This is a genomic window from Nonomuraea sp. NPDC046570 (genome assembly GCF_040645915.1).
Lineage (GTDB): Bacteria > Actinomycetota > Actinomycetes > Streptosporangiales > Streptosporangiaceae > Nonomuraea.
Map to the genome: position 1 here is coordinate 1 of NZ_JBEYZF010000027.1, position 24,262 is coordinate 24,262.

The 24,262-nt window shown below is 67.5% G+C and carries 25 protein-coding genes and 1 pseudogene; 15 read left to right on the forward strand and 11 right to left on the reverse strand.

Annotation, left to right across the window (positions count from 1 at the left end; translation table 11 throughout):
* Nucleotides 1-39: 39 nt before the first annotated feature.
* Nucleotides 40-1,290, forward strand: coding sequence for a serine hydrolase domain-containing protein (locus ABZ911_RS32020; protein ID WP_358064354.1), 1,251 nt, complete (start codon nt 40-42; stop codon nt 1,288-1,290).
* A 123-nt stretch (nt 1,291-1,413) separates the two neighbouring features.
* On the opposite strand, the gene ABZ911_RS32025 is transcribed toward ABZ911_RS32020, so the two are convergent.
* Entirely contained in the window at nt 1,414-1,749 is a 336-nt protein-coding gene (locus ABZ911_RS32025; RefSeq protein WP_358064357.1) for a hypothetical protein, read from the reverse strand.
* Between the two features lie 233 nt (nt 1,750-1,982).
* Complete coding sequence (locus ABZ911_RS32030) at nt 1,983-2,474, reverse strand: hypothetical protein (protein WP_358064360.1); 492 nt, start codon at nt 2,472-2,474, stop codon at nt 1,983-1,985.
* Between the two features lie 267 nt (nt 2,475-2,741).
* Here ABZ911_RS32030 and ABZ911_RS32035 point away from each other — a divergent pair, with 267 nt between their 5' ends.
* The 3 genes from ABZ911_RS32035 (at nt 2,742) to ABZ911_RS32045 (ending at nt 4,799) form a co-directional block, all read left to right on the forward strand.
* A complete protein-coding gene (locus tag ABZ911_RS32035) occupies nt 2,742-3,392 on the forward strand; it encodes a dihydrofolate reductase family protein (protein WP_358064363.1) in 651 nt (216 codons plus the stop codon).
* 217 nt (nt 3,393-3,609) lie between these two features.
* Nucleotides 3,610-4,569, forward strand: a complete 960-nt coding sequence (locus ABZ911_RS32040) for a helix-turn-helix domain-containing protein (protein WP_358064366.1) — start codon at nt 3,610-3,612, stop codon at nt 4,567-4,569.
* Nucleotides 4,570-4,634: 65 nt separating this feature from the next.
* Nucleotides 4,635-4,799 carry an epoxide hydrolase N-terminal domain-containing protein gene (locus tag ABZ911_RS32045; RefSeq protein WP_358064368.1) on the forward strand — a complete coding sequence of 55 codons (165 nt, stop codon included), beginning with the start codon at nt 4,635-4,637 and terminating at the stop codon, nt 4,797-4,799.
* Nucleotides 4,800-4,866: 67 nt separating this feature from the next.
* Here the strand turns inward: ABZ911_RS32045 and ABZ911_RS32050 are convergent.
* A pseudogene (locus ABZ911_RS32050) lies at nt 4,867-5,184 on the reverse strand (terpene synthase family protein); the annotation flags it as partial.
* 121 nt (nt 5,185-5,305) lie between these two features.
* Here ABZ911_RS32050 and ABZ911_RS32055 point away from each other — a divergent pair.
* Together ABZ911_RS32055 and ABZ911_RS32060 are read left to right on the forward strand one after the other, a co-directional pair.
* Nucleotides 5,306-7,423, forward strand: a complete 2,118-nt coding sequence (locus ABZ911_RS32055) for a hypothetical protein (protein ID WP_358064371.1) — start codon at nt 5,306-5,308, stop codon at nt 7,421-7,423.
* Between the two features lie 335 nt (nt 7,424-7,758).
* Entirely contained in the window at nt 7,759-8,751 is a 993-nt protein-coding gene (locus ABZ911_RS32060; RefSeq protein WP_358064374.1) for an RDD family protein, read from the forward strand.
* Nucleotides 8,752-8,839: 88 nt separating this feature from the next.
* Here the strand turns inward: ABZ911_RS32060 and ABZ911_RS32065 are convergent, their stop codons facing one another.
* Nucleotides 8,840-9,205: a hypothetical protein gene (locus ABZ911_RS32065; protein ID WP_358064377.1), complete on the reverse strand. Its 366-nt coding sequence runs from the start codon at nt 9,203-9,205 to the stop codon at nt 8,840-8,842.
* Nucleotides 9,206-9,277: 72 nt separating this feature from the next.
* On the opposite strand from ABZ911_RS32065, the gene ABZ911_RS32070 reads away from it, so the two are divergent.
* The 5 genes from ABZ911_RS32070 (at nt 9,278) to ABZ911_RS32090 (ending at nt 12,308) form a co-directional block, all read left to right on the forward strand.
* Complete coding sequence (locus ABZ911_RS32070; RefSeq protein WP_358064380.1) at nt 9,278-9,625, forward strand: hypothetical protein; 348 nt, start codon at nt 9,278-9,280, stop codon at nt 9,623-9,625.
* A 127-nt stretch (nt 9,626-9,752) separates the two neighbouring features.
* Nucleotides 9,753-10,013, forward strand: a complete 261-nt coding sequence (locus ABZ911_RS32075; RefSeq protein WP_358064383.1) for a hypothetical protein — start codon at nt 9,753-9,755, stop codon at nt 10,011-10,013.
* A gap of 291 nt (nt 10,014-10,304) precedes the next feature.
* Nucleotides 10,305-10,790: an STAS domain-containing protein gene (locus ABZ911_RS32080; protein ID WP_358064385.1), complete on the forward strand. Its 486-nt coding sequence runs from the start codon at nt 10,305-10,307 to the stop codon at nt 10,788-10,790.
* A 72-nt stretch (nt 10,791-10,862) separates the two neighbouring features.
* Entirely contained in the window at nt 10,863-11,153 is a 291-nt protein-coding gene (locus ABZ911_RS32085; RefSeq protein ID WP_358064643.1) for a UBP-type zinc finger domain-containing protein, read from the forward strand.
* A gap of 195 nt (nt 11,154-11,348) precedes the next feature.
* Complete coding sequence (locus ABZ911_RS32090; protein ID WP_358064388.1) at nt 11,349-12,308, forward strand: LysR family transcriptional regulator; 960 nt, start codon at nt 11,349-11,351, stop codon at nt 12,306-12,308.
* A 153-nt stretch (nt 12,309-12,461) separates the two neighbouring features.
* Here ABZ911_RS32090 and ABZ911_RS32095 read toward each other — a convergent pair whose 3' ends face one another.
* Both ABZ911_RS32095 and ABZ911_RS32100 read right to left on the reverse strand, forming a co-directional pair.
* Nucleotides 12,462-13,184, reverse strand: a complete 723-nt coding sequence (locus tag ABZ911_RS32095; RefSeq protein ID WP_358064391.1) for a DUF5994 family protein — start codon at nt 13,182-13,184, stop codon at nt 12,462-12,464.
* A 661-nt stretch (nt 13,185-13,845) separates the two neighbouring features.
* Nucleotides 13,846-14,883, reverse strand: a complete 1,038-nt coding sequence (locus ABZ911_RS32100; RefSeq protein ID WP_358064394.1) for an NAD(P)-dependent alcohol dehydrogenase — start codon at nt 14,881-14,883, stop codon at nt 13,846-13,848.
* Between the two features lie 86 nt (nt 14,884-14,969).
* On the opposite strand from ABZ911_RS32100, the gene ABZ911_RS32105 reads away from it, so the two are divergent.
* Together ABZ911_RS32105 and ABZ911_RS32110 are read left to right on the forward strand one after the other, a co-directional pair.
* Nucleotides 14,970-15,635, forward strand: coding sequence for a TetR/AcrR family transcriptional regulator C-terminal domain-containing protein (locus ABZ911_RS32105; RefSeq protein WP_358064397.1), 666 nt, complete (start codon nt 14,970-14,972; stop codon nt 15,633-15,635).
* 144 nt (nt 15,636-15,779) lie between these two features.
* Nucleotides 15,780-17,054: a hypothetical protein gene (locus ABZ911_RS32110; RefSeq protein WP_358064400.1), complete on the forward strand. Its 1,275-nt coding sequence runs from the start codon at nt 15,780-15,782 to the stop codon at nt 17,052-17,054.
* A 37-nt stretch (nt 17,055-17,091) separates the two neighbouring features.
* Here the strand turns inward: ABZ911_RS32110 and ABZ911_RS32115 are convergent, their stop codons facing one another.
* The 3 genes from ABZ911_RS32115 to ABZ911_RS32125 all read right to left on the reverse strand — a co-directional run bounded on the left by ABZ911_RS32115 (nt 17,092) and on the right by ABZ911_RS32125 (nt 18,895).
* Nucleotides 17,092-17,433, reverse strand: coding sequence for a hypothetical protein (locus tag ABZ911_RS32115; RefSeq protein ID WP_358064403.1), 342 nt, complete (start codon nt 17,431-17,433; stop codon nt 17,092-17,094).
* Nucleotides 17,434-17,696: 263 nt separating this feature from the next.
* A complete protein-coding gene (locus ABZ911_RS32120) occupies nt 17,697-18,239 on the reverse strand; it encodes a dihydrofolate reductase family protein (RefSeq protein WP_358064406.1) in 543 nt (180 codons plus the stop codon).
* Nucleotides 18,236-18,895, reverse strand: coding sequence for a TetR/AcrR family transcriptional regulator (locus tag ABZ911_RS32125; RefSeq protein WP_358064409.1), 660 nt, complete (start codon nt 18,893-18,895; stop codon nt 18,236-18,238). Before ABZ911_RS32125 ends, ABZ911_RS32120 begins: the two co-directional genes overlap by 4 nt.
* Nucleotides 18,896-18,970: 75 nt before the next feature.
* Here ABZ911_RS32125 and ABZ911_RS32130 point away from each other — a divergent pair, with 75 nt between their 5' ends.
* The gene (locus tag ABZ911_RS32130) at nt 18,971-20,332 is read left to right on the forward strand and encodes an MDR family MFS transporter (protein ID WP_358064412.1); all 1,362 of its coding nucleotides are present in this window, start codon (nt 18,971-18,973) and stop codon (nt 20,330-20,332) included.
* 188 nt (nt 20,333-20,520) lie between these two features.
* The gene (locus ABZ911_RS32135) at nt 20,521-21,060 is read left to right on the forward strand and encodes a phosphate-starvation-inducible PsiE family protein (protein WP_358064415.1); all 540 of its coding nucleotides are present in this window, start codon (nt 20,521-20,523) and stop codon (nt 21,058-21,060) included.
* 72 nt (nt 21,061-21,132) lie between these two features.
* Here ABZ911_RS32135 and ABZ911_RS32140 read toward each other — a convergent pair whose 3' ends face one another.
* A complete protein-coding gene (locus tag ABZ911_RS32140; RefSeq protein ID WP_358064418.1) occupies nt 21,133-21,642 on the reverse strand; it encodes an inorganic diphosphatase in 510 nt (169 codons plus the stop codon).
* 14 nt (nt 21,643-21,656) lie between these two features.
* On the reverse strand, nt 21,657-24,260 hold the full coding sequence (gene clpB / locus ABZ911_RS32145) for an ATP-dependent chaperone ClpB (RefSeq protein ID WP_358064421.1): 2,604 nt from the start codon (nt 24,258-24,260) through the stop codon (nt 21,657-21,659).
* Between the last annotated feature and the right edge of the window lie 2 nt (nt 24,261-24,262).

Consider the following 24,262-nt stretch of genomic DNA (forward strand, 5'->3'; position numbering starts at 1 on the left):
TCGAATCAAACACGTACTATCGCGAAATGAGGAGTGACCATGAGTGAATCCCTCCGCCCCGTCAAGAACAACAGGGCCCGGACGCCGCGGGTCTCTCGGCGAGTGGCGGTTACGGCGCTGGCGGCCGCGCTGCTGGCCGGGGCGGCCACACCCGCAGTGGCCGGCAGCGCGGCCGTGCCGAAGGTCGCTGCCGGGCAGGATCGCCCGGAGCTGCAGAAGGCCATCCAGGAGTTCATCGATGCCGGTTACGCCGGGATGCAGATGCGCGTGAACGATGAGCGGGGCGAGTGGGTCGGCAGCGCCGGGGTGCGCAAGCTGGGCCAGAGCGCGAAGCCACCGACGAACGGGCGGTTCCGGGCGGGCAGCGTCACCAAGGCCTTCGTCGCGACCGTGGTGTTGCAACTGGTGGCCGACGGCGAGATCGGGCTGGACGCCCCGGTGGCCGGCTATCTGCCCAAGCTAGGGCTGGACCGGCGGATCACCGTACGGATGATGCTGCAGCACACCAGCGGGCTGTTCAACTACACCGGCGAGTTCTACGACGACGGGAAGTACGTGCCGGGGATCCCCGGCGCGGGCAAAGAGTGGGTGGACAACCGGTTCCACACATACCGGCCGCAGGAGCTGGTACGGCTGGCGTTGTCCAAGCCGGCGAAGTTCGAGCCGGGGACGGGCTGGAGCTACGCCAACACCAACTACACGCTGGCCCAACTGCTGATCGAGAAGGTCACCGGCCGCTCGCTCGCCGAGGAGATGAAGCGGCGGATCCTGCGGCCGCTCGGGCTGTCGGGCACCGTGGTGCCGGGCGCCCGGCTGGACATCCCCGGGCCGCACGCCCACGGCTACTACCGGTATGAGGACGCCGGCCAGTGGAAGGTGGTCGACGTCACCCGCCAGAACCCCTCCCTGCTGCCCGCCGCCGGTGACATGATCTCGACCACCCAGGATCTCCACACGTTCTTCTCCGCGCTGAACGGCGGCAAGCTCATCCCGGCCAAGCTGCTGGCCGAGATGCGCAAGCCGCACCCCAAGAGCGGCGGCCTCTTCGGCCGCTACGGCCTCGGGCTGTACGTGCAGGACACGGGCCCGGACTGCGTCGGCACCCTCCTCAACCACAACGGCAGCGTGGGGGGCTACGGGGCGCTGATGTACAGCACGCCCGACGGCAAGAAGACCCTGATCGCCTCGATTACCACCGGGGACGCCGCAATCGACCCAGCGCAGGTGTTCCCGAAGGCACTGGACAAGCTCGTCAAGGACGTTTTCTGCGGCGGGACGGCCGCGGGCTGACGGGCCGAGCCGGCCAGGCATGCCACACCGGTGGTACCGAAACTCACCGACACCGCTTCCGCCTCAAGCGGGTGGAGCTCTGCTTGACCGGCAGCTGGTACCAATCCTCACCTACATAGCCAGTCAGCCGGTGTCATCCCAGAAATTCGGACGTCGCCGTTGCCGCCACCACGGCCAATCAGGTGAGGCACGAGGGTCCGGTGACGTCCTGGCGAGGAAGCTTCTGTCGATGGGCAGGACCAGGCTGTAGAGGTACGGCTTGGCCCAGCGCGGCAATGCGGTGAGCATCCGTTCGACTTCTCCGCGCGGATCGGGCTCCCACGAACACCCAAGGCATGAGCACTGGGGCAAGAGCTGGGTGGTGGTGCCGGGTATCACGTCCCGCGTCCAGGCCAGCAGTGCGGCAGCCACCTCGCCTGGCCACAGAAGGGTGTGTTCCACGGCGATCACCGCGGCCATGGGCCGGGAGGTGAGACCGGGGACCTGGTGGATCAAGGCTCTGTGGGTTCCGCACGTCGACTCTCGCGTGCGGACCTCGGAGGGGCGCCTACGCGGCATGGGCCTTTCTGATCAACGTCATGAACCGATGATCACACGCCGGGAAGGGGATCTCCAGCCCATTGGACTACCGCCCGTGCGGCTTGCTCTCTTCTCCGTCGACTTGGCTAGGTCATTCATGGTGCTGAAAGCATTCACTCATTTGATTTCAGCACGACGGGATCATGCTGTGGCGCAGGCCATATCTGAAGGTAGTGATCATCGACTAAGCAGCGCTCTTCATCCATTCCTCGGACGTGGTACCGCAAGCGGTATGTTCCCGGACCAGCAGGTAACGAAGGAAGGCTGCACACCTTCTCTTCGTGCCAATCAATGTGCCATCCCATCAGGAAGACCTGGCCTGATGGGGACTCGAAACTGGTCTCCACGATGTCTTCGTAGCCTTCGAGGTCAGCGCCCGGATCCCGATCAGCGACAGCCACCGTGAAAGGCACCGTCCCCCACTGAGGGGCGACGCGCAGGGTGATGAAGCCTCTCCCCCCTCGGATGATCGTCCCAACGGGATGGTTCACTGATCCGTCGGGGGCCTCGCGATACCTCTGATCGGCGAAATGGACCTGACCGCAGTCCTCCACCTCCACATCCACCCGCTTGGTGTGCACGGCCGGGGTCTCATCTCTGCTCATGGGCGGGAAGCATAGAGTCCGTCAGCGACAAAAACGGCTATCGGCGGGGCCGAGGGCCTGTGTGCGGGCCGAGGTCGCCGCGGTGGGCACCTCACCCTGCTCGTGGCCGCGTCGAGCGCACGCTGGTCGCACCCGGCTCCGCCCGGGGCCGCCGCTTCGCACTTCCGGCTGGGCTTAGGTCAATGAAAAGAAGACCGTAAGTCCCTCTCGGCATCCTTAAGTCAGCACCTCAAGAACAACACGTGATCTCGCTCAAGGAGAAAAGCCATGGAGCTCAGCGTCCACACCTTCGTCAGCCTCGACGGCGTCATGCAGGGTCCGGGCGGGTTCGAGGAGGACCGGAGCAACGACTTCGAGCGCGGCGGCTGGCTCGTCCCCCACAGTACGGCCGGCCAGCTCGCCCCGGTCGACGGGTGGTTCAGGAAGGCCGACGCCTTCCTGCTGGGGCGGAAGACTTTCGAGATGATGCGCACCTACTGGTCGCAGGTGACCGAACCCGACAACATCGTGGCCACCGCCCTCAACACCTGGCAGAAGTACGTCGTCAGCGACACCCTCTCCGACTCCGACGCGGCCTGGGGCAACACCACGGTACTGCGCGGCGACATCATCGAGCAGATCCGCCGGCTCAAGGAGCAGCCCGGCGGCGAGCTGCAGGTCCACGGCAGTTGGCAGCTGGCGCGCACCCTGCACGACGCCGGGCTCATCGACACCTACCGGCTCCTGCAGGTCCCGGTCGTGGTCGGGAACGGCAAGCGCCTGTTCGCCGACGCCATCCCCGCCACCTACAGCATCACCGAAGCGGAAGTGCTCCCCGGCGGCTCCGGCGCAGTCTCGCTCACCCTGCGCCAAACCCAGTTCGGCACCACCAGCCCCGGCGAGTTCGCGGTACGCGACGGCAAGGAGACCATCGTCTAGGCACGGCCCGTACGAGGTCGGCACGCTTGAGCTGTGTGGGACGTGCGCACCGGCGACCTCGGCCAGGACCAGGTGTGACGGCTCTCGATGTACGGGGCGTCGTACCCTTGCCGTAATGAAATCCGAAATGCCTCGTACGAGCACTGAGGCTTTGTCGGACGCCTTTGTCGCCGACCACCGGGGCCGCGCGGCGCCGAAGACGCCTCGGCGGCTGGTCGTGGTCGTGTTCGACGGCGCGCTGCTCGGCAGTATGTCCTTCGCGTTCGGTGTGTTCGACATCGCCGCGCACTACGGTGGTCTGCCCGACCTGGATCTGCGAATCGTCGCGGGTGAGCCGGACGCCGCGATCACCGGGGGCGGGCTGTCGTGGGAGGTCCCCCAAGATCTTGAGGCGATCCGGACCGCCGATCTGGTCATCGTGCCCAACCTGCGCCAGGAGGCGGCCGAGAGTCCGCCGAAACCAGTGCTGGAGGCCCTGCGTACCGCGCACGCGCGGGGCGCGCGGGTCGCCGGATTGTGCAGCGGTACGTTCGTGCTGGCGGCCGCCGGCCTGCTGGACGACCGTCCCGCGACGACGCACTGGGCGGTGGCGGCTCGGCTGGCCGAGATGTATCCGAAGGTCCGTGTCGACGCGAGAGTCCTCTACATCGATGACGGGGACGTCCTGACCGCCGGCGGTGGCGCCGCCGGAATGGATCTCGGCTTGCATCTGATCCGCGCCATGGCGGGGGCGGCGGATGCCAACCAGCTGGCGAAGGCCATGGTGGTGCCGCCGCACCGGCCCGGCGGGCAGGCACAGTACATCGAGTCGCCGATACCCGAACCTGACCTCGAAGATCCGGTGGCCGAGTCGATCGCCTGGGCGCTCACCCGGCTCGACACCGCGGTTCCGGTGAGCGCCCTGGCCGAACGGGCACACATGAGCAGGCGCAACTATGACCGGAGATTCCGCGAGATCATCGGCAGCGCGCCGGCGACGTGGCTGACCCATCAACGCGTCATCCGCGCCCAGCAGTTACTGGAGTCCAGCGATCTGCCGGTCGACGAGATCGCCCGACTGTGCGGCTTTTCCTCTGCCGCGACTCTACGTCCGCATTTCCGACGCCACGTCGGCGTCGCCCCGATCACGTACCGCGAAACGTTCGCGCACCGCGGCGACGATCCCACGATGTCCTGAAACCGCCGGTCGTTGGCGAATTCGCTACTCACGCTGGGCCGAGCCGGTGCTGAGAATCAATCAACATGAGCGACAACGACATTCGGCGGTTCCGAACCGACCTCGACGACCTGCGGGAACGGCTGGCCCGTACCCGATGGACGAACAACCGGCTGCCTGGCTGGGCCCGCGGGGTGCCCCTCCCGGACCTGCGGGAGCCGGCATGCCGCTGGATGACCGACTATGACTGACGCGCCCACGAGTCCCGGATGAGCGGCATTTCCGGTGCGTGGACGCGCAAGTGCAGCGTCTGTGGACTTCCCGCTGGGCCGTGGCGATGGCCTGGTCGCGGGGGCAGTGCTGGGTGTGTTCGATGACGAGGACGAGGTTGTCCATGTCCCCGCGCGCTTCCTCCTTCTCCAGGGAGTACACGTCGTTGCACATCAGCGTGATGTCGATGACGATCTCTCGCATGATCCTCAGCTGCGGGCTGTGGAAGGCGGCCGCCGGGACGCGCGCCGCCCACCCCGGAGGTGCTCCGTCGGTACTGCGCCGCCACAGCTTCCATATCCGCACTGACGCGGAGCGGAAAGGGCAGATCGAAAGCAACGTCCTGCGGCATGGGCCCCTCCACACGGTTGGCTCTACAAAGATCGCGTTCCTCGTTCAGGAGTGCGACGATTGGCTGGCGGTACGAGGTGACTGCATGCCAATAAACCCGCAGAACGCGCGCGTGTCTCGGTTGTAAGGTGCGCTCGTGGACAATCTTGAAGGTCTCGTCATCGCCAGGCGGCTTCGTGTCCCCATCGACGCACCTGCCGGCTCCACGCCGGGCTGGGGAGAGACCGCCGCCCGCCAACTCGACGCCGCGCTGTTGAGCGTCGGCTTCAAGTGCTCAGTGGCGCTGCTCGAACGCCTGTCAGAGTTGCGTGGCGAGACCGTGGTGGATCTCGGCGTTCGGATCCTGGCCGCCGTCCGCGGGTTGGTCGGCGACCACGTCCAGCACAACGCCTACTTCATCGACTTCCCCGCGAACGTCCCCGACACCCTGGAGTTCTGGGCCGGACTGCTGCGTGAGGCCCTGCTCGACCCGGTCGCCGCCGCGCGCGTCCAGCCGCCGACGCTCAACCTCCTCACCCTGCCGGGCTACGGCCGCTACCAGCACACCTACGCCGACCTGCTGGCCGCTCACGCCGAACTGATCCCGCTGGCCGGGGACCGGGTGACCGTGCTGGAGCTGGGCGGAAGCCTGGAGCGGGAGGCGCGTGAGCTCTACTTCTCGCTGGCGGGCTCGGAGGTGCCGCTGGCCGCCGAGGATCTGGCGGCACTGCGCGCGCTGGCCGCGTTCTGCGCCGACCAGCCCGAGCGTGTACCGGTGCGAGAGAACCGGGCCGTCATCAACGAGGTACGGCTGGCCGCCGGGCAGCCGTTGCTCGTCGACACCGTGACCGACGTACTCCGGCTGGCCTGCGGCTGCTCCGGCGGCGATGTCACGCTGGCCACCCCCACCAGGTTCCGCTCGTTCCGCCGCGCCGAGCGCCGCGCCCTGCTGCAGGCCCTGGACACCGTCGCTTCCCCGGCCAAGCTCGGTGACGTGCCGCGCCACCGGGAGCAGTGGAAGCGGCTCGGCGAGCGGCTGCACCCTCATGAGTACCCGCAGTTCCCGCAGGCCGCGGGCGTCTTCGAGGTGGCCAGGGGTGTGCGCGAGGCCGCCGGCTTCGACAGCCGTGTCGAAGCCGCCCTTTCGGCGGGCCGTACCGCCGACGCCCTCGACCTTCTGGAGAACGCGCCGGGCGCGCTGCTGCGCCGCCTCGACCACCTGCTGCGGACGGGCCCTTCGGCGTCGGCCGTACTGGACGCCGCGCAGAAGGCCGCGGCGGATGCCTCCGGCCGGGTCCTGCTGTCGCTGCGCGAGCACCTGCAGAACCGATTCGCTCCCGCCGCCGGCCGCGTCTTCGCCAACCGGTACGGCAGGGCGTGGACGGCGGTCGACGCCCGCCCGCCGCTTGAGGAGGAGGTCCTGTCGCGGGCGCTCGCCATCCTGGACGAGGAGATCGCCCGCCGCCTCCCCGATCCCGGCGAGCTGATCGTCGATCCGGACGTGCTCGACGTCGCCCTGCCGCTGTCGGGCAAGGCCGTCTCTCCCGGGCTCGGCATGCTGCCGCGCGGCTCGCTGTCGGCGGTGGACGGCGAGCTGCTCAGGTTCTTCGTCCACTGGCGCCAGGCCGAGCGGCGCACCGACTACGACCTGTCCGCGCTCATGCTCGACGCCTCGTACGGCGAAGCGACGCACATTTCGTGGACGAACTACGCCAACGACTTCGCCCGGTACTCCGGCGACCTCACGGAGGCACCGGCGCCCCACGGTGCGTCGGAGTTCATCGACATCCGGCTCGCCGACGCCACCCAGCCGATCATCATTCCCCAGGTCAACATCTACTCCGGCGAACGGTTCGACGAGGCGGCCGAGGCCTTCTTCGGCTACATGACCAGGGACGCCGCGCAGGAGGGCAGGCCGTTCGAGCCGCGCACCGTGCGGATGAAGTCCGACCTTCGCGGCTCCGGCCGGATCGCCTTGCCGCTCGTCTTCCTTCGCGGCGACGACGACCGCTGGCGGGTGAAGTGGCTGCACCTCTATCTGCAGGGGCACCTGAGCTTCAACCAGGTGGAGGGCAACCAGGCCACCGCTTCCCTGCTGGTGCGCTCGATCGCGGAACGCGACTACCTGCGGGTCCGCTACCTGGTCGAGTTGCTGCGGTCGAAGCGCTCCAGCGCTGAGCACACCACCTACATCGGGCTGCAGGCGCCGGACGACCTACCGCCGGGCGCACGCGTCCACACCCCCGGGACGCTGCACGAGTTGATCCCCGCCTGATACCGTGAAGATCGCGAGGCCATGGGAGGGCTTCCTTCTCACTTTTGAAAAAAGTCTCTCTAGCCTTCCCGCATTCCTCGCCTTCCGGTCGTGAGGCCATCCGAGAGCTTCCTTCTCACCTGGTTCGAATCCAGGTAGGCCCCATGCGGGCCTACTGGCACATCTAGCTCCCGGGCCTTCCTCACGACCGGTAGATCTCGCACGGGTCGACGCGATGACGCCGGTGTCCCTACCCGACCGTCTCGCCGACCCGGGTGACGCGTCGCCATTCACGGCATCTACGCGGACCATGCGCGAAAGGGATCACCTTGCTGGACTCCCCCCGGGTGTCGAGGTTGGCGCTGCTGATGTGGATGGTGGCGCTGGTCGTCGCCGCCGTCTCGACCTGGGAGGAGTGGCGCCTCCGGCTGCAGCCGGGTGAGTACTCGATCTCCTCGTGCGCAGGTTGGAGCAGGGAAGGATCACTGCTGGCCCCGCTTCGAGGCGATCTCGACGACTTCCTGGAAAGCATTGTGGCGTGGGCCCTCCCCGCCCCCCTGGTCCTTCTCGGGTTCCTCGCCTGCCTAGGCCGCGGAGACCCTCGAAGTGCGGGACGACGAGTGGCGGGCGTCCTCTGCTTGATCGCTGTTCTCGAACCTCTCACCCCGGTATATTCAGGCCCCGACACCTGCGACGGCCCCATCCCCATTCTCAGCGTGGACTGGTTCGCCACGGTGATGAGCAGTTGGGGAACCACCCAACTCTGCCTCCTGACCGCGGCTGGGCTGGTGCTTCTCGCGTCATGGACCATGCGACGCGCCGACCGTGAACACCGGGGAACCGGCCCACAGCCAGGTACCGCACGGCGTCGACTCCTGGCGATCCTGGTCGACTACCTGATCGTTGCCGCAGTTCTCATCTTCGTCGTACAGCCGATCCTGTTCTTGACCGACATCGACGGCTTCTTCCCCTCCATCAACCTGGAGTACGGGCTCCTGAACTGGATCAATCTGTTCGAGGTGAACAACGCCCCCGAACGACTCGCCGTACTCCCCGCGGTGTTCCTGTACTTCTGGGTTCAGCACCTCCTATGGCAACGAACGCTCGGTAAGCGACTGCTGCGCGTTCGCGTCGTCTCCGCAGGCACGACGGACCCGCCGGGGGCGAAGAAGGCGGCGCTCCGTGCGCTGGTCTTTCCGCTCCTCGCTATCGTGCCGACCGTCGGGCCACTCATCCTCATCGTGGACGGGCTGTACGCACTCTTCGATTCTTATGACCGAACCCTTCATGACCGCTGGGCGGGCACCAACGTAATACGCCGCATACCGAAGACCCAGCCCCAGGGATAAGCCGCCGAGCACCAGCCACCGGATCCGGCCAGGCAGGCAGGATGTCAGAGTCACGATCGCCGGGTGGACCGGCACTTCGACGCGGACATCACCCCCAGGAGTCTGGTGGGTCCACGATGAGGTCTTCGGGGTGAGGGAGTGGGGCCGGTTCGTCCTCGGTGGCGTAGATCTCCAGGCACGAGAGATGTCCGTCTTCGACGAAGAGCAGGACACCGTCGCCGCGTCCTCGCGTATAGGCGGAGATCAGCACGCCATCCTGTACAGGGGAGTTGAGCGCGCGAGGTCCTGTTCCTGGGCGAAGATTCACCGTCGCGCATCCGCATCCGCAGTGTCCGGTGACGACTGCCGAAGGGACCTGAGCCCGAAGCTCCTCCGCGCCGGGGAAGTCCTGCGCGAGGAGCGCCAGAATGACGACTTGCTCCTCAGCGGACAGAGGACGCTCACCGGTCGACATTTCACCAAAGTAGCGGGTCGGCCGCTCGCGTGAGAGTGATCGAAGGCCGCCTCAGAATCCTGGAACTGTTAGATGTCGATCGAACCGCAGCTGTGTCGACTGGGTTGCCCGCACGGCGACCCGTACCTCGTCCTCGGCGAACACGTTCATCAGGTTCATCAGGTTGACCAGGTCACCGGCGTCGGTCGCGATGGCGTCATAGGCGCGGCTGAACGCGGACAGCAGCGCGGGAAGGTGGTCGGCCAGTTCCGAATCGAGCCCGCCGTCTTCGGGATGGGGCCGGTTCTACCTTCCGTGGAAGACCGGGTGTTCGCGCACCAGCCGCATGGTATTTCGCTTGGAAGCAGGTTGAAGGAACGCCTTATTGCGCCGATTTCCGCAGGTCACAGTTCGTATTGCACTGAACTCTTCGAGAACTAAGAAAGGAGTCGCGCCTGGGCTTGGGCCCTTTGCGGCCCCGATCGGCAGGGCAGTCGTGGAGGTATCTGCTTAGGTCCTTCATACTGGGCACGTACCCCCCTTCCGATTCTGGCGAAGGGAGCCGACCGTGTCTGACAACGTCCTGCTGGTCATGCGATTCCACCCGCTGGGTGGCGAGGACTTCTCCGTGGTGAGCCGGGATTTCGATAGTGAGCCGGAGGCGATAGCGGCGATCGCACGCGCTCTGGACGAGCGGCGCAGCCTGGTGTTGACCCATGCGAGGTACGACCGTGAGGCCGACATCAACGGCGTGGTCGTCAATTTGGCCAACGTGGTGTCGGTGCGCCTGTCGAGGACAGACAGCGTCGAGGCAGGTCAGTACCTGTAAGCGAAAGCGCGCCGGCTTACGCGGTCCGGCCGCGCGCTGGTGTGGAGACAACGGCGGTGCTCTCGGAGGGCCTGGGTGTCAGCCTGCCGCTCTCATCAGCCACAGCAGCATCTGGCCGGTGATCACCGCTGGTGATGGGCCTGGTTGCGATTGGTGGTTTCCGCTCCGTCGAGCTAGCTAGATGATCAGGTCACCGCACCTCACTGCATCGCTCACGCTGGCGCCATCGCAACGTGTTCATACCGCCTCACGCACGCGGCCATCCTGTCCCGCACTCCCGGAGGAGTCGGCATGAACACGACGGACGCCCCCAGCAGCCCCCCTGTCATCGCGCTCACGCCCGTCAGGGCCGCCGACCAGCTCCTGCGCATCACCGCGCTCGTCGACCGTACGGGCTTGCGCATCGAGGGCGAGCTCGACCGCGTCACCCTGCCCGCCCTGACCCTGGCGCTGGCCTCGACGGCGGGAAGCGGCAGCTTCTGCGTCGATCTGAGTGGCCTGGTGTTCATCGACGTCGGCGGGCTGCGCGCCCTGGTCAACGCCGCCGCCCGTCTGCAAGGCGGCCACGTCCTGACGTTACGGTCGGCGTCCCCGCAGGTACGACGCCTGCTCGAGCTCACCGGCTGGCACGAGGCGCCCGGACTTCGCCTGGAGGCGCGACAGAGCGCCATCCCGCAGAAACTCAAGCCGGCTGTGGCGTCAGACCGGCGATCGCAGCCGGCGATGAGGCTTACTGGGATTGGACCTTTCCGCGAGCCTGCCGATCACGTTGACTGATGACTGATCAGTCGGCGCACTTGGCGTCACTGTCGCTGTGAGGGGGTCGCCATGACCCTGAACGCAGATGGCATGAAGGTGACCGCGCACAGCGGTCCGAACGGCCAGGCACCACGCTGCCACCACCTCGACCTGCTCACGAACGCTGAGCGAGGGGTACCCGAATGCCGACAGTGCCTGGCGGCCGGCTTGACCTGGGCACGTCTACTGGTGTGCCTGACGTGTGGGTGGGTGGCCTGTTCCGACGATTCGCCGGGCGGTCATGCCAGAGAGCACTACCGGGAGACCGACCACCCGGTGGTCGTGGCGCTGGACCCGGAGACGACCTGGCGATGGTGTTACGTGCACGGTCAAGCCGTCTGACCGAGTTGGAAGAGGCATGACCATTGCTGAACAGATGGTTTGGTCCGACATCTCGGAGAGGGATCGAGAGCGGAAACGCGGCCGGCCATCTCGGTCGGCTCACCCGACCTATGTGCGCCGACCATCGCGAGAGCGACCTAAGGTGAAGAGAGACGGTCCGCATCAGCGCCGCCCGGGCGGAAAGGGGTGGCGGGCATGGAGTTACGCCAACTCCGCTACTTCGTGACGCTGGCCGAGGAGCTGCACTTCGGTCGCGCGGCCGCCCGCGAACACATCGTGCAGTCCGCGCTGAGCCAGCAGGTGCAGCGGCTCGAGCGCGAGCTCGGGGTACGGCTGCTGAATCGCAGCACCCACCACGTCGAGCTCACCCCGGCCGGCGCGGTCTTCCTCGTCGAGGCGCGCCAGATCCTCGACCACGTGGGCCGGGCCGCGCACGCCGCACGCAACGCAGTCGCCGCTCCGCGTACGCTTCGGGTCGGCATCATCGACGCCGGCTACGACTCCATGCCGCAGATTCTGCGGGCCGTCCAGCAGCGCCATCCGGATCTGACGATTCACCAGGTCGAGGCCAGCACCCCTGAGCAGTACCGGCAACTGGCCGACGGGCGTCTGGACATCGGAATCGGTCGAGCCTCGCAGACTCCTGCCGAGGTGGCCTCCGAGCTGATCCGGCTCGATCCGCTCGGCGTACTGGTCCCCGACGATCACCGCTTCGCCACGCAGAACGGTGTGCCCGTCTCCTCCTTGGCCGACGAACCGCTGCTGCTCGGCGAGGACACCCACGCGCCGGAGTTCAACCAGTTCGTCATCGAGCTGTGCCGCTCGGCCGGATTCTCACCCACCGTCTACGAGGGAACCGTCGAGAGCACTCGTGCCGCCGCCGACCTCGTGCTCCAGCGCCGCTGCGTGCTTTGCGTCCCCTCCTCCTCCCGCACCTCCAACCGGCCGGGAACCGTCTGGCGTCCCCTGATCGAACCGGTGACCCACTACCCGTGGTCGCTCCTGTGGCGCTCCGGCGTCCCGCCTGCCCACGTGGCCGCCGTCATCGACGCTGCCCGACAACTCGCCCACCGGCTCGGCTGGCTGGACAGCGCCGATCCGCCGTCCGGTCGGAGAACACCGACGGTCATCACCAGCGGTGAGGGAGTTTCCTGACATCGGTCGCTTCCACCGGGTGGGACGCGGCTCGGGCCGGGGCTCGGCGCCACCTGATCTCCAGCCGGGAGCTCCTTACGCGGGCAGCATGATCTGCTCGTGGCAGAAGAGCCCGTTATGGGCGGTGATCACAACGGCGACGTGACAGACGGGTCACCGGATGGCAGCCGCCGCCGACACCTCCTGGCGGGCATCGAACTGCCCACCTTCGTTCTCCCAGTCGTCTTGTCCCGTGTCCCGTTCTGGCCGAGGCGTCGGAGAAAGGTCCCGCAGCGTGATGCTTGGGGCGGCGATGCCCGTGGACGACCCGCCGCTCATACTCGCGACGGCCGCTGCGAACGCGCTCCTCGCCGACACCGCCGTGGCCTGCGGCGGTATCACCTGAAGCGTGATGCCTTCTTGCCTTCCCCTGATGCTCAGAGTGACCAGCCGTCCATCCATGGACCGGAACCATCCCACTCTGACCACTCGGCCGGGAGCCGCGATCCGGTGCGGGATGTTGTCCCAGGCGTCCACCTGCAGCCCGACTCGGAGGGTCATCTCCCCCTGTCGCTGGTCGACGGCTGCGATCAGAGCCGGAAGTTCGGCCGCGGCGTCGGTGGAGCGGGGCCACCAAGCCCCGTCCACGGGCCCCACGTGGCCACGCGCGGACGCGAGGCTCAGCCGTACGGCGGATGCTTCGGCTGGAGGTTTCGGTGGAACACGAGTGGCGGGAATTGCCTGGAGTGAAGTGGCTTGCCTTGTCATGATCGACCGGCCGTCTCGGCTGATTGGGCCGCAGTGGTGGAACGCCTCAGACGGCGTCGACTTGATTGCCGGCGTTCGAGATATCCTCGGCAAAACCAATTGTACATCCTTCAACAGATCTTCAATCATCCACCTAAGACTTACCGAAGGCAGTAAGCCCGCATTCAAGAACCCCATAGATACGCGATTAAGGTTCCCATGACCGGCTTCTGGTCAGGATGAATGTGCTGGTCGGATCGCGCCAGGAGAGTCGCCACGAAAGAAGCTCCTCGGCCGACTGGAAAATGGGTTCTGGTCGGATGTAGCGTGGTGTGTGGGTCGTGCGCTCTCACGTGCGACGGCCTGGAAGGGACGGCCCCGGTGTTCAACCGCCGGGGTCGTTTTCGCGTCAAGGGAGCCCATTTCACCGTGACGCCGATCGGCACAGCGACCCGCGACCTGGTGCGTACCGCGCTCGCCAAGGACCGCGGGTCCCGACCCTCGGCGTACGAACTCCTCGCGCGACTCTCCGCCCCGCGCCCGGGCGACGCGCAGGCTCTTGTACGGCCGGAGCACGCGAGCCGCCTGACCGTACCGTTGTGGAGCGCTTCGGCAGTCGTGGCGGCCGTCGTCGCCATCGGCGTGGTGTTCGCGGTGACCTCAGCGGGGAAACCGGACGCACAGCAGACCCCAAGCGCGCCCTCGTCCCGGCAGTGGAATGTGCGGCACGACGACCGCGCCCGCGCTCGTCCTGAGCGCGCAGCAGAGCATCAGGGACTTCCTCTGCCCCCACGGCATCGACTGAACGCCGTCACACGTTGACGACGACTTTCCCTCGGGCGTGGCCTTGCCGCATGTACTGGATGGCCGCAGGGGTCTCGCTCAGCGGGTAGGTCCTGTCGACGGCCGGAGTCACCGCGCCGGATTCGATGAGTGTGGTGAGGACGGTCAGGTCCCGCGCGTTCTCCGAGTTCGTGAGCGTGCGCAGCTTCTGGCCGACGAACGGGGACATCATGGGCGCCCGGAGTAGACGGTCGACGCCGCCGAGCCACCGTCCGCCCGTTTCGGCGCCGACGATGACGAGCGTCCCGCGGGGGGTGAGGGCGCGCCGCAGGCGGGTCAGCGAACGGTTCCCGCCGTTGTCGAGGATGACGTCGTACCGCTGCCCGGCGTCGGTGATGTCGTGGCGGGTGTAGTCGATGACGTGGTCGGCGCCGAGGGACCGGACCAGGTCCACCTTCGTGGTGCTGCACACGCCGGTGACCTCGGCTCCGTACGCTTTGGCGATCTGCACGGCGAAGGTGCCGACGCCTCCTGACGCGCCGATGATCAGCACCTTCTGGCCGGACTGGACCTGTCCGCTGTCGCGAACACCCTGCAGGGCGGTGAGGGCCGAGATGGGGGTGGCGGCCGCCTGCTCGAAGGTGAGGTTCTTCGGCTTGGGCGCGAGCTTGTCCGCTCGGGCGGGGGCGTACTCGGCGAAGGAGCCCTCGCCGATGCCGTACACCTCGTCGCCGGGGTGCAGCGTGGTCACGTTCTCGCCGACCGCCTCGACTCGCCCGGCGACCTCGCGTCCGCGCACTCGGGTGCTGGGGGTGCGGAGTCCGTAGCCCATCAGGCGGATCGGGTACGGGAGGCCGGTCATGATGTGCCAGACGCCCCGGTCCACGCCGGCCGCGTGGACACGCAGCAGCACCTCGTCGGGCCCGATCTCGGGCCGGTTGATCTCCTCCATGCGCAGGACGTCCTCGGCTTCGCCGTACTGGTCCTGGACGATCGCCTTCATCGTCGGTGCCTCGGCGGCCGCGTGTCGGGCTTGCGCCGGCTGGACGTGACGCTCGGCTCCCATCGGGATCTCCCTACGTTGTAAGCTTATGTTGTAAGTCGTACACTTACGTCGTAAGTAAGTCAAGGGTGAGAGACTGAAGGATGCGGATGATCGACCCGGGCGCCGGGCGCCGAGACCGGCTCAACCGCGACCGGGTGCTGCGGGCCGCGGTCGCCTTGGCGGACGCGGATGGGATCGAGTCGCTCACCATGCGCAAGCTCGGCGAGAAACTCGGCATCGAGGCGATGTCGCTGTACAACCACGTGGCCAACAAGGGCGATCTGCTCGACGGCATGATCGATGCCGTCTTCGGCGAGATAGAGCTGGCAGCCGAAGGGGTCGACTGGAAGACGGCCATGCGCGAGCGGGCGATCTCGGTGCGCGCGGCCCTGTCGCGTCACCCCTGGGCGATCGGGCGGATGGAGTCGCGGTCCACGCCCGGACCCGCGACGCTGCGACACCACGACGCCGTGATCGGAACACTGCGGGGCGCCGGGTTCTCGATCGCGCTGGCCGCCCACGCGGTCGCCGCCCTGGACAGCTACATCTACGGATTCGCTCTGCAGCAGAAGAACCTGCCGTTCGGCACCGCGAAGGACACGGCGAAGGTCGCGCAGGCGATCATGGCGGGATTCGCCTCCGGTGAGTACCCGCACCTCACCGAGATGGCCGTCGAGCACGTCCTGCAGCCCGGTTACGACTTCGGCGACGAGTTCGCGTACGGGCTCGACCTCGTCCTCGACGGCCTCGACAGGGCCAGCCGCACGACCTGACTCCCCTTGGTGAACGATTGGGTCCGGAGATGGTCATGATCGCGTAGGGCGGGTTGGGGGCGGACGAGCGGGTGGAAAGCACCCCTCATGAGTCGATCGCGCGGCGGTACGCCGGTGCCTGCTCCCGAGATGACCGGCTGACTCGTGGCCGGCGATCTCAGTGCGGAGGAGCGGGCGGAGCTGGAGCGCCTGCGCGCCCAGGTGGCCGAGCTCCAGCGGCCCGCGGCGCAGCGCTGGCGCAGCGTGCTGTCGGCGATCCTGATCACGCTCGCCGCCGTGCTCGCCCCGCTCTCCCTGGTGGGGGTGTGGGCGGCCAACGAGGTGACCGACACCGAGCGGTACGTCGAGAACGTCACCCCGCTGGCCACGGACCCGGCCGTCCAGAACGCCGTCGCCACCCGCGTGACCACCGAGATCATGAAATTTCTCAATGTGCCCAGGGTTGTGGACGAGGTGGTGGGAGCGCTGGAGTCCAGGGGGCTGCCACCCAAGGTCGGCGACAAACTCAACGGGTTGTCGGGCGCGCTGGCGGCCGGCGTCGAGGGCTTTGTCGGCAAGCAGGCCACGGCAGTCGTACGGAGCGACGCGTTCAAGACCGTGTGGGTCGAGGCCAACCGCGCCGCCAGCAAGCAGCTCAACGCCGTGCTGTCCGGTCAGGGCAGCCAGGCGCTGAAGGTGGCGGGCGACACCGTCACCCTGGATCTGGCCCCACTGATCGAGAGGGTGAAGCAGCGCCTGGTGAATACCGGGCTCGGAATCGCGGCCTCGATCCCGGAGATCCACACCTCGATCGAGCTGTTCTCCGGCCCGCAACTGCTCAAGGCGCAAACCGCCTACACCTGGCTGACCACCCTGAAATGGGTGCTGCCCATCCTCATGCTGGTGCTGGCGGCGGTCGGCGTCTACGTCGCCAAGAACCATCGGCGGGCGCTGCTGGGGGTCGGTCTCGGCCTGGTGGCGGGGATGCTCGTGCTCGCCGCCGCGCTGGCGATCGGCCGTAACGTCTACCTCAGCGCGGTCTCCGCCAACAGCCTGTCGGTGCCCGCGGCGGCCGAGGTGTTCGACGCGCTGATCACGTTCCTCAAGATCAGTATGCGCATGCTGCTCGTGCTGGGCCTGGTGGTGGTGCTCGGGGCGTTCTGCACCGGCCCGTCCGCCACCGCCGTTCGTACCAGGTCGGCACTGTCGGGCGGGCTGAGCCGGGCCGGTGCGCGCCTGCCCACCGGCAGGTTCGGTGAGTGGGTGTATCGCAACCGCACGCTGCTCAGGGTCGCCATCGTGCTGGCCGCCGTCGTGGTCTTCGTGTTCTGGAACCGTCCCACGGGCCTGGTGGTGGCGCTGCTCGCACTCGCCGTCCTCCTGCTGCTCGCCGTCGTCGAGTTCCTCGGCCACAGGCCGTCCTCGCCCCAGGGCGATTGAGGCGTTGATCCACGACGCTAATGACCGCCGGTGGCAGTCAGACCGAGTATTTGCAGATCAGCGCCTGGCTGCCGCCCTGGGCGTAGCCGGTGTAGGTGTAGGTGGGGTTGAAGTAGACGCATGCGGCGGAGGGGCTCCCGCTGCCCGTGTAGGTCAGGCCGGTGCCGCTCCACCGGTGGCAGCTCAGGCCGCCGTTGTAGAAGCCGATGGTGGAGAAGGAGTTGACCTGGGCCACGCAGTACTCGCCGAGCGAGAGCGGGCTGTACACGACCTCGATGTTGCCCGCGGAACGGACGGCCTGCGCGGGTACGGCGGAGACGGCGAGCGCGCCGAGACAGGCGAGCGCGGCGGTGGCGAGCGCGACGACACGACGGGACATGGGGACCTCCGGGATGGAAGGCGGCGGGGCATGCCGGAGCGCGCCGCTGGGCTGGGTGGAGCTCTGCGCGACACGGCTATGCTGCGCTGATCGCAGTATTAAATAGGAAACCTTCCTATGCAATACGCCAGCCTCACCGATTGGGGGGCAGAACTCGCGCGTACGGCCTGAGCCTGGGCTTCTCCGGCCGATACCCTCAAAATCGTATTCATCGTCCTGTCATGCGGACGGGTCGTGGATCGCCCGGCGCGATGTCGCGCTCGCTACTCTTTCGGGGCGTAGGTGAGCACGACGATGCCGGAAGCGAAGGGCGTGGTCTTCACCAGGTTCAGGTGGGTGGTGTCGAGTCCGTCGAGGAGGCGCTGGCCGCTGCCGGCGATGACGGGGAACATCCAGAAGTGGTACTCGTCGACGAGCCGGTGCTCCAGGAGAGTGCGGTCGAGTTCGCCGGTTCCGTATTTCAGGATGTTCCGGCCGGGCTTCTCCTTCAGCCTGGCGACCTCCTTGGCGACGTCGCCCTCGATGATCGTGGCGTTCCAGGTGGCCGCCTTCAGGGTCCGGGAGGCTACGTACTTGGGGAGGGCGTTCATCCGGGCGGCGTAATCGCCTTCGGCCCGCTCCATCTTCGGCCAGACCTGGGCGAACGCCTCGTAGGTCTCGCGGCCGAGCAGCAGGGCGTCAGAGGAGGAGAAGAGGCTCTCGCCGTACTCCGCGTGCTCCTCGTCCCAGTACGGCGAGCCCCACTTCTCCGGCGACCCGATGACTCCGTCCAGCGTCACGAACGTCGACTCGATAAGTTTTCTCATCTGTCCACCCTTTCCGGCATTGACTCGGCTCGTCGGTACGCGCGCAGAAAGATCCGTATGCCGCCCGCGACCAGGCGGTCGATCTCGGCGTCGTCGAGTTGCACGGCTCCGTACCAGGTGCGGTGGTTCACCCGGCCGGTGACCAGCAGGCCCAGGAACTCGGCGGCCTCCATCGGGTCCGGGATGTCGAGCAGCCCCTGGTCGTGCAGCTCGGCCAGCCGGTCAGCGAGAGCGTGCTGGACGGTGTGGTTGTTGGAGGTAGGCGCCAGCAGGGCTGGAAAGTGCGACACCTCCGCGATCATCAGGCGCATCACGGCGGCACGCTCCGCCGATCGGGCGACTTCGGCGGCGAACTCGCGGCCGAAGACGGTCAGCGCCGCCTCGATGTCGTCGACCTGGCCGAGGGTGCGGTCCAGCAGCTGCTGGAACGCCGCCGCCTGCGCGCTCTTGGTCTCTTCCAGAGTCGAGAGGAACAACTGCTCCTTGTCGCCGTAGTAGTCGTAGATGGTGCGCTTGGAGACGCCCGCACTGGCGGCGATGGCGTCGACGCTCGCGCGCGCGTACCCCTCCCGCACGAACACTTCGAGCGCCGCTCGCACGATCGCGACGCGTTTGGCCGGTGACCCCTGACGGAGTGTGGGCTGGCTGTTCGACATGGCTGACTCCTTCCCAGGAGCCCACTATACCGTGCAGTGTAGTGGTCAGTTACACTGCACGGTATAGTGCAGTTCATGAGCGACACCTCGACTGCCACGCGTCTCGACAGCGCCGTACTGAAGCTCAGTGCTGTTGTCGTCACCGGCACCATCACCGCCATGCTGGACATGACCATGGTCAACGTGGCGCTGGCCGATCTGACCCGCGCCTTCCACACTTCCGTCGTCACGGCGCAGTGGGTCAGCACCGCGTATCTGCTTTCCATCGCGATGGTCATCCCCCTGACCGGCCGGTTGGCCGAGCGGTTCGGCACCCGGACCATGTGGCTGTTCGCGCTCACCGTCTTCCTGGTCGGTTCGGCACTGTGTGGAGCCGCCTGGTCGGTCGGCAGCCTGATCATGTTCCGGATCGCGCAGGGCGTCGGCGGCGGCATGATCGTGCCGCTGAGCATGATGATCCTCGTCCAGGCCGCCGGCCCTGACCGCCGCGGGCGGGTGATGGCGATCGCGACCATGCCCGCGCAGGTCGCGCCCATCGTCGGCCCCCTGCTCGGCGGTTTGATCATCGACAGCGGCGACTGGCGCTGGATCTTCTACCTCAATGTCCCCGTCTGCCTCATCGCGCTGCTGCTTTCCCGCCGCGGCATTCCGGACGACGGCCGACGGGAACTCCGGCGCCTGGACCTGCCCGGCATGGCGCTGCTGTCCCCCGCCCTCGCCCTGATCGTCTACGGTCTGTCCCAGACCGGCCGCCCACTCCTGCTGGTCTCCGGTACGGTCCTGCTGGCCGCCTTCATCTGGCACGCCCTGCGCACCCCGGCCCCGCTGCTCGACCTGCGCCTGTTCGCCCACCGGCCACTGGCCGCCGCCTCGGCACTCAACTTCGTGTCGCGGCTGTCGATCTTCGGAGCGCTGATCCTGATCCCCCTGTACTACCAGCAGGTCCGCGGCCACAGCGCACTCACCGCCGGTATGCTCCTGGCCCCCCAGAGCCTCGGCACGATGCTCGCCCTGCCGTACGTCGGCAGGCTCACCGACCGCATCGGCGCCCGTCCGGTCGTCCTGACGGGAATCGCCGTCACCACGCTCGGCGCCCTCGCCTACACGCAGGTGGCCGCGCACACCCACGACCTGGTCCTGGCCGCCTCGCTGCTGGTCTGGGGCGTCGGGATCGCCGCCGTCGCCGTCCCCGTCTCGGCCGCCGCCTACCAGGGGCTGCCATCCACCGTGATTCCGAGTGCGACCAGCGCCATCACCATGGTCCAGACGATTGGCGCGTCGGTCGGCGCGGCCGTACTGGCGGCGATCCTGCAGGACCGTGCGACCCGTCACCCCGGCGCGATGGCCGCCGCCTTCGCGGACACCTTCTGGTGGGTTCTGGCCTTCACCGCCCTCGCGCTGATCCCCGCCCTGCTTCTCCCGATGCGGCGAGCCTGACCCACGGTCTCGCCGAGACGGTGCCCCTGACCTGCGTAGATCGTGATTATCCTGATTTGCTTGCGGGGAAGATGGCGGTGACAGCCCAGGTCGTTCCGACAGCCGTGAGGCCGGCGCCTGATGTCAAGACCGTCACGGTCGCTCCCGACTGCTCGCGCCTCACCCCGGATCGGATTCCAGGTTGACCAATGGAGAACCAGCCGGACACGCCTTCGTCCAGGGCCGATTCCTCAGCGCACCCGATGATCCGCCGACCGGCGAACACGCGACTGCTGAACTTCCTGGTCGCCGCCGAGCACGTGATCCTCTATCTGGTCTCGTTTGTGCTGCTTGGTGTCGGGGTGGCCATTCTGGCCGTGATGGGTTTCACGGTCCTGCGAGATGACTCGGCCGGAGCAGAGAAGATCATCATCGTCCTTGAGGAGCTTCTCCTCGTTCTGATCGTTCTAGAGATATTCGTGACGGTTCAGACCCACCTGGAGGGTGGCCGCCTCCAGTTGGAACCGTTCATCATCGTCGGCATCATCGCGATCGTCCGGCACATCCTGTCGGTGGTCGTCAGGCTGTCCATTCCGGTGACCTCGGCCGAGAACCGTGAGCGGCTCGCGGAGCTGGCCGTGTACGTGGGGGGCGCCTTCGTGCTGGTCGCCGCGCTGGCTCTCGCGCGGTGGTCGCAGCGACGGCCGGACCAATCCGTCGATGAGGAGCCGTCCGCTTCCTCCGGGTAGACGTCAGGGCACTCCCTCACCTCGCCCGGCTGCTTGTCCGGGCGAAGGCAGCGACCCGATCATGCCGGGGTTCTACCCGTTCCGGAGGTAGTGTGCCTGCCCGCCCTTCCGGAAGCGATGGACGGCCTCCTCGACCAGGCGCTCGGCGCACTCACGAGGTTCCCATCCGCGTGCGTCGGCGGTCTTCCCCGGCTCCAAGTCCTTGTAGACGCCAAAGAAATGCCCGATCTCACCTCGTACGTGCACCGGCACGTCATCCATGTCCTGGTACTGGTCGAAGCGGGGATCATCCGCCGGCACGCAGAGAATTTTGGCGTCGGGTCCCTGCTCGTCGCGCATCCAGAACACCGCGACGGGGCGGGTCCGGATGACGCAGCCGGGGAACGTCGGCACCTCGCCGAGCACCAGCGCGTCCAGCGGGTCGCCGTCCTCGGCCAGGGTGTCGGGCACGAAGCCGTAGTCGTACGGGTAGGCGGTGGCGGTGAACAGCAGCCGGTCCAGCCTGATCCGCTGCCGGTCGAGGTCCATCTCGTACTTGTTCCGAGACCCTCGGGGCGTCTCCACGATGACGTCGAAGCGCATCTCGCCATCACCGCTCAATACGTCACGACGAGTTCGCCGTCGCGTTCGTCCACCGTGATCAGGGAGCCGTCTTCGATGTCGCCCCTGAGCAGGGCTCTGCCGATGCGCGTCTCCACCTCGCGGGCGATGAACCGGCGGAGCGGGCGGGCGCCGTACACCGGGTCGAAGCCTTGGGCGGCGATGAAGCGCCGGGCGTTCTCGGTGACCTCCAGTGACAGGCGGCGGTCGGCGAGCCGGGTTCTGATGTCGTTGAACATCAGGTCGACGATGCGCTCGATCTCGGGCTCGGTGAGCGGCTTGAACAGGACGATGTCGTCGACCCGGTTGAGGAACTCCGGGCGGAAGTGCCGCCGAAGCTCCGCCATGACGCTGTCGCGGTTCTCCGGCTTGATCTCCCCGTCGGGTGTCACGCCTTCGAGCAGGTACTGGGAGCCGATGTTCGACGTCATGATGACGACGGTGTTGCGGAAGTCGACCGTACGGCCCTGCGCGTCGGTGAGGCGCCCGTCGTCCAGCACCTGGAGCAGTGTGTTGAACACGTCGGAGTGCGCCTTCTCGATCTCGTCGAAGAGCACCACGGAGTACGGCTTACGCCGTACCGCCTCGGTGAGCTGGCCGCCCTCCTCGTAGCCGATGTACCCGGGGGGCGCGCCGACGAGCCTGCTGACGGTGTGGCGCTCCTGGTACTCGCTCATGTCGATTCTGATCATGTTCTCGTCGGTGTCGAACAGGCCCTCCGCGAGCGCCTTGGCCAGCTCGGTCTTCCCGACGCCGGTCGGGCCGAGGAAGATGAAGGATCCGATCGGGCGCCGCGGGTCCTTGATGCCGGAGCGGGCGCGGATGATGGCGTCGGCCACCAGTTGCACCGCTTCGTCCTGTCCGACGACGCGCTCGTGCAGGGTCTCGTCCAGGCGCAGGACCTTGTCGCGTTCCCCTTCTTCGAGGCGGCTGACCGGGATGCCGGTCCAGCGCGAGACGATCGCGGCGATCTCCTCTTCGGTGACGACCTCCCTGAGCAGCCGCCGGCCGCCCTGTTTGGCCGCCAGACGCTCCTCTTCGGCCTGCAGCCGGCGTTGGAGTTCGGGCAGCTTGCCGTGGCGCAGCTCGGCGGCGCGGTTGAGGTCGTAGTCGCGTTCGGCCTGCTCGGCCAGCCGGTTCGTGTTCTCGATCTCCATCCGCAGGTCCTGTACCTTCCGCACGGCCTGGCGCTCTGCCTCCCAGCGGGCACGCATGGAGTCGGTCTCGGCCCGCAGGTCGACCAGCTCCTTGCGGAGGTCCTCCAGCCGGGTCCTGCTGGCCGGGTCGCTCTCCTTGGACAGCGCGGCCTCCTCGATCTCCAGGCGCATGACGCGCCGGGTGAGCTCGTCCAGCTCCGCGGGCATCGAGTCCATCTCGGTGCGCAGCATGGCGCACGCCTCGTCCACGAGGTCGATCGCCTTGTCGGGCAGGAATCGGTCGGAGATGTAGCGGTGGCTGAGCACCACGGACGCGATCAGGGCGCTGTCCTGGATCTTCACGCCGTGGAACACCTCAAGCCGCTCGCGCAGGCCGCGCAGGATCGAAATGGCGTCCTCCACGGTGGGCTCGTCGACGAGGACGGGCTGGAAGCGGCGCTCCAGGGCGGCGTCCTTCTCGATGTGCAGGCGATACTCCTGCACCGTCGTGGCGCCGATCATGTGCAGCTCGCCGCGCGCGAGCATCGGCTTGAGCATGTTCCCGGCGTCCATGGCGCCTTCCGTCGCGCCGGCCCCCACCACGGTGTGCAGCTCGTCCACGAAGAGCAGGATTCGTCCCTCAGCGGCCTTGACCTCGTTCAGTACGGCCTTGAGCCGCTCCTCGAACTCGCCGCGGTACTTGGCGCCGGCCACCAGCGATCCCATGTCGAGGCTGAAGACCGTCTTGTCCTTCAGCCCTTCCGGAACGTCACCGTGGGCGATGCGCTGGGCCAGCCCCTCGACGATGGCCGTCTTGCCGACGCCCGGATCGCCGACCAGCACGGGGTTGTTCTTCGTCTTGCGGGACAGGATCTGGATGACCCGCCGGATCTCGCCGTCACGGCCGATCACCGGATCGAGTCTGCCCGCCTCGGCGTCGGCGACGAGGTCGCGACCGTACTTCTCCAGCGCCTCGTAGGCCACCTCCGGCATGGCGGAGGTCACCCGCTGGCTGCCCCGGATCGCGGTGAGCGCCTGGAGGAACCGGTCCCGGGTGACGCCCTGCGCGTTCAGCAGGCGTCCGCTCCCGGTCTGCGAGCCCTCGTCCAGCAGGGCGATCAACAGGTGCTCGACTGATACGTACTCGTCCTTGAGCCGCCGCGCCTCGCGCTCCGCCGTGTCGAGCAGGCGGGACAGGCGCTGGGTGACGAAGACCTGGCCAGGTGCCGCTCCCGGGCCGCTCACTCTGGGGCGGCGTTCGAGCTCAGCCTCCAGGTCCGCCTTGAGGCGGTCGGTGTCCGCTCCGGCCTGGCGCAGGAGGCGGGGCGCGAGGTCTTCAGGGCGCTCCAGGAGCGCCAGCAACAGGTGCTCCCCGTCGACCTCGGTGTGCCCGAAGCGCAGCGCCTTGGTCTGCGCGTCGTGCAGGGCCTCCTGGGATTTCTGCGTCAGGCGGTTCGGGTCCACGG

Excerpts from the sequence above, each read along its gene's own strand:
- ABZ911_RS32030 (WP_358064360.1), bottom strand. The coding sequence starts at position 2,474 with ATGAGCAGAGATGAGACCCCGGCCGTGCACACCAAGCGGGTGGATGTG.
- ABZ911_RS32115 (WP_358064403.1), bottom strand. The coding sequence starts at position 17,433 with ATGTCCCGTCGTGTCGTCGCGCTCGCCACCGCCGCGCTCGCCTGTCTC.
- ABZ911_RS32070 (WP_358064380.1), top strand. The coding sequence starts at position 9,278 with ATGTCGATCGAACCGCAGCTGTGTCGACTGGGTTGCCCGCACGGCGAC.
- ABZ911_RS32140 (WP_358064418.1), bottom strand. The coding sequence starts at position 21,642 with ATGCGCTTCGACGTCATCGTGGAGACGCCCCGAGGGTCTCGGAACAAG.
- ABZ911_RS32130 (WP_358064412.1), top strand. The coding sequence starts at position 18,971 with ATGAGCGACACCTCGACTGCCACGCGTCTCGACAGCGCCGTACTGAAG.
- ABZ911_RS32125 (WP_358064409.1), bottom strand. The coding sequence starts at position 18,895 with ATGTCGAACAGCCAGCCCACACTCCGTCAGGGGTCACCGGCCAAACGC.
- ABZ911_RS32135 (WP_358064415.1), top strand. The coding sequence starts at position 20,521 with ATGGAGAACCAGCCGGACACGCCTTCGTCCAGGGCCGATTCCTCAGCG.
- ABZ911_RS32035 (WP_358064363.1), top strand. The coding sequence starts at position 2,742 with ATGGAGCTCAGCGTCCACACCTTCGTCAGCCTCGACGGCGTCATGCAG.
- ABZ911_RS32105 (WP_358064397.1), top strand. The coding sequence starts at position 14,970 with ATGATCGACCCGGGCGCCGGGCGCCGAGACCGGCTCAACCGCGACCGG.
- ABZ911_RS32120 (WP_358064406.1), bottom strand. The coding sequence starts at position 18,239 with ATGAGAAAACTTATCGAGTCGACGTTCGTGACGCTGGACGGAGTCATC.
- ABZ911_RS32020 (WP_358064354.1), top strand. The coding sequence starts at position 40 with ATGAGTGAATCCCTCCGCCCCGTCAAGAACAACAGGGCCCGGACGCCG.
- ABZ911_RS32090 (WP_358064388.1), top strand. The coding sequence starts at position 11,349 with ATGGAGTTACGCCAACTCCGCTACTTCGTGACGCTGGCCGAGGAGCTG.
- ABZ911_RS32065 (WP_358064377.1), bottom strand. The coding sequence starts at position 9,205 with ATGTCGACCGGTGAGCGTCCTCTGTCCGCTGAGGAGCAAGTCGTCATT.
- ABZ911_RS32095 (WP_358064391.1), bottom strand. The coding sequence starts at position 13,184 with ATGATTGAAGATCTGTTGAAGGATGTACAATTGGTTTTGCCGAGGATA.
- ABZ911_RS32080 (WP_358064385.1), top strand. The coding sequence starts at position 10,305 with ATGAACACGACGGACGCCCCCAGCAGCCCCCCTGTCATCGCGCTCACG.
- ABZ911_RS32100 (WP_358064394.1), bottom strand. The coding sequence starts at position 14,883 with ATGGGAGCCGAGCGTCACGTCCAGCCGGCGCAAGCCCGACACGCGGCC.
- ABZ911_RS32085 (WP_358064643.1), top strand. The coding sequence starts at position 10,863 with ATGAAGGTGACCGCGCACAGCGGTCCGAACGGCCAGGCACCACGCTGC.
- ABZ911_RS32045 (WP_358064368.1), top strand. The coding sequence starts at position 4,635 with ATGAGCGACAACGACATTCGGCGGTTCCGAACCGACCTCGACGACCTG.
- ABZ911_RS32025 (WP_358064357.1), bottom strand. The coding sequence starts at position 1,749 with ATGGCCGCGGTGATCGCCGTGGAACACACCCTTCTGTGGCCAGGCGAG.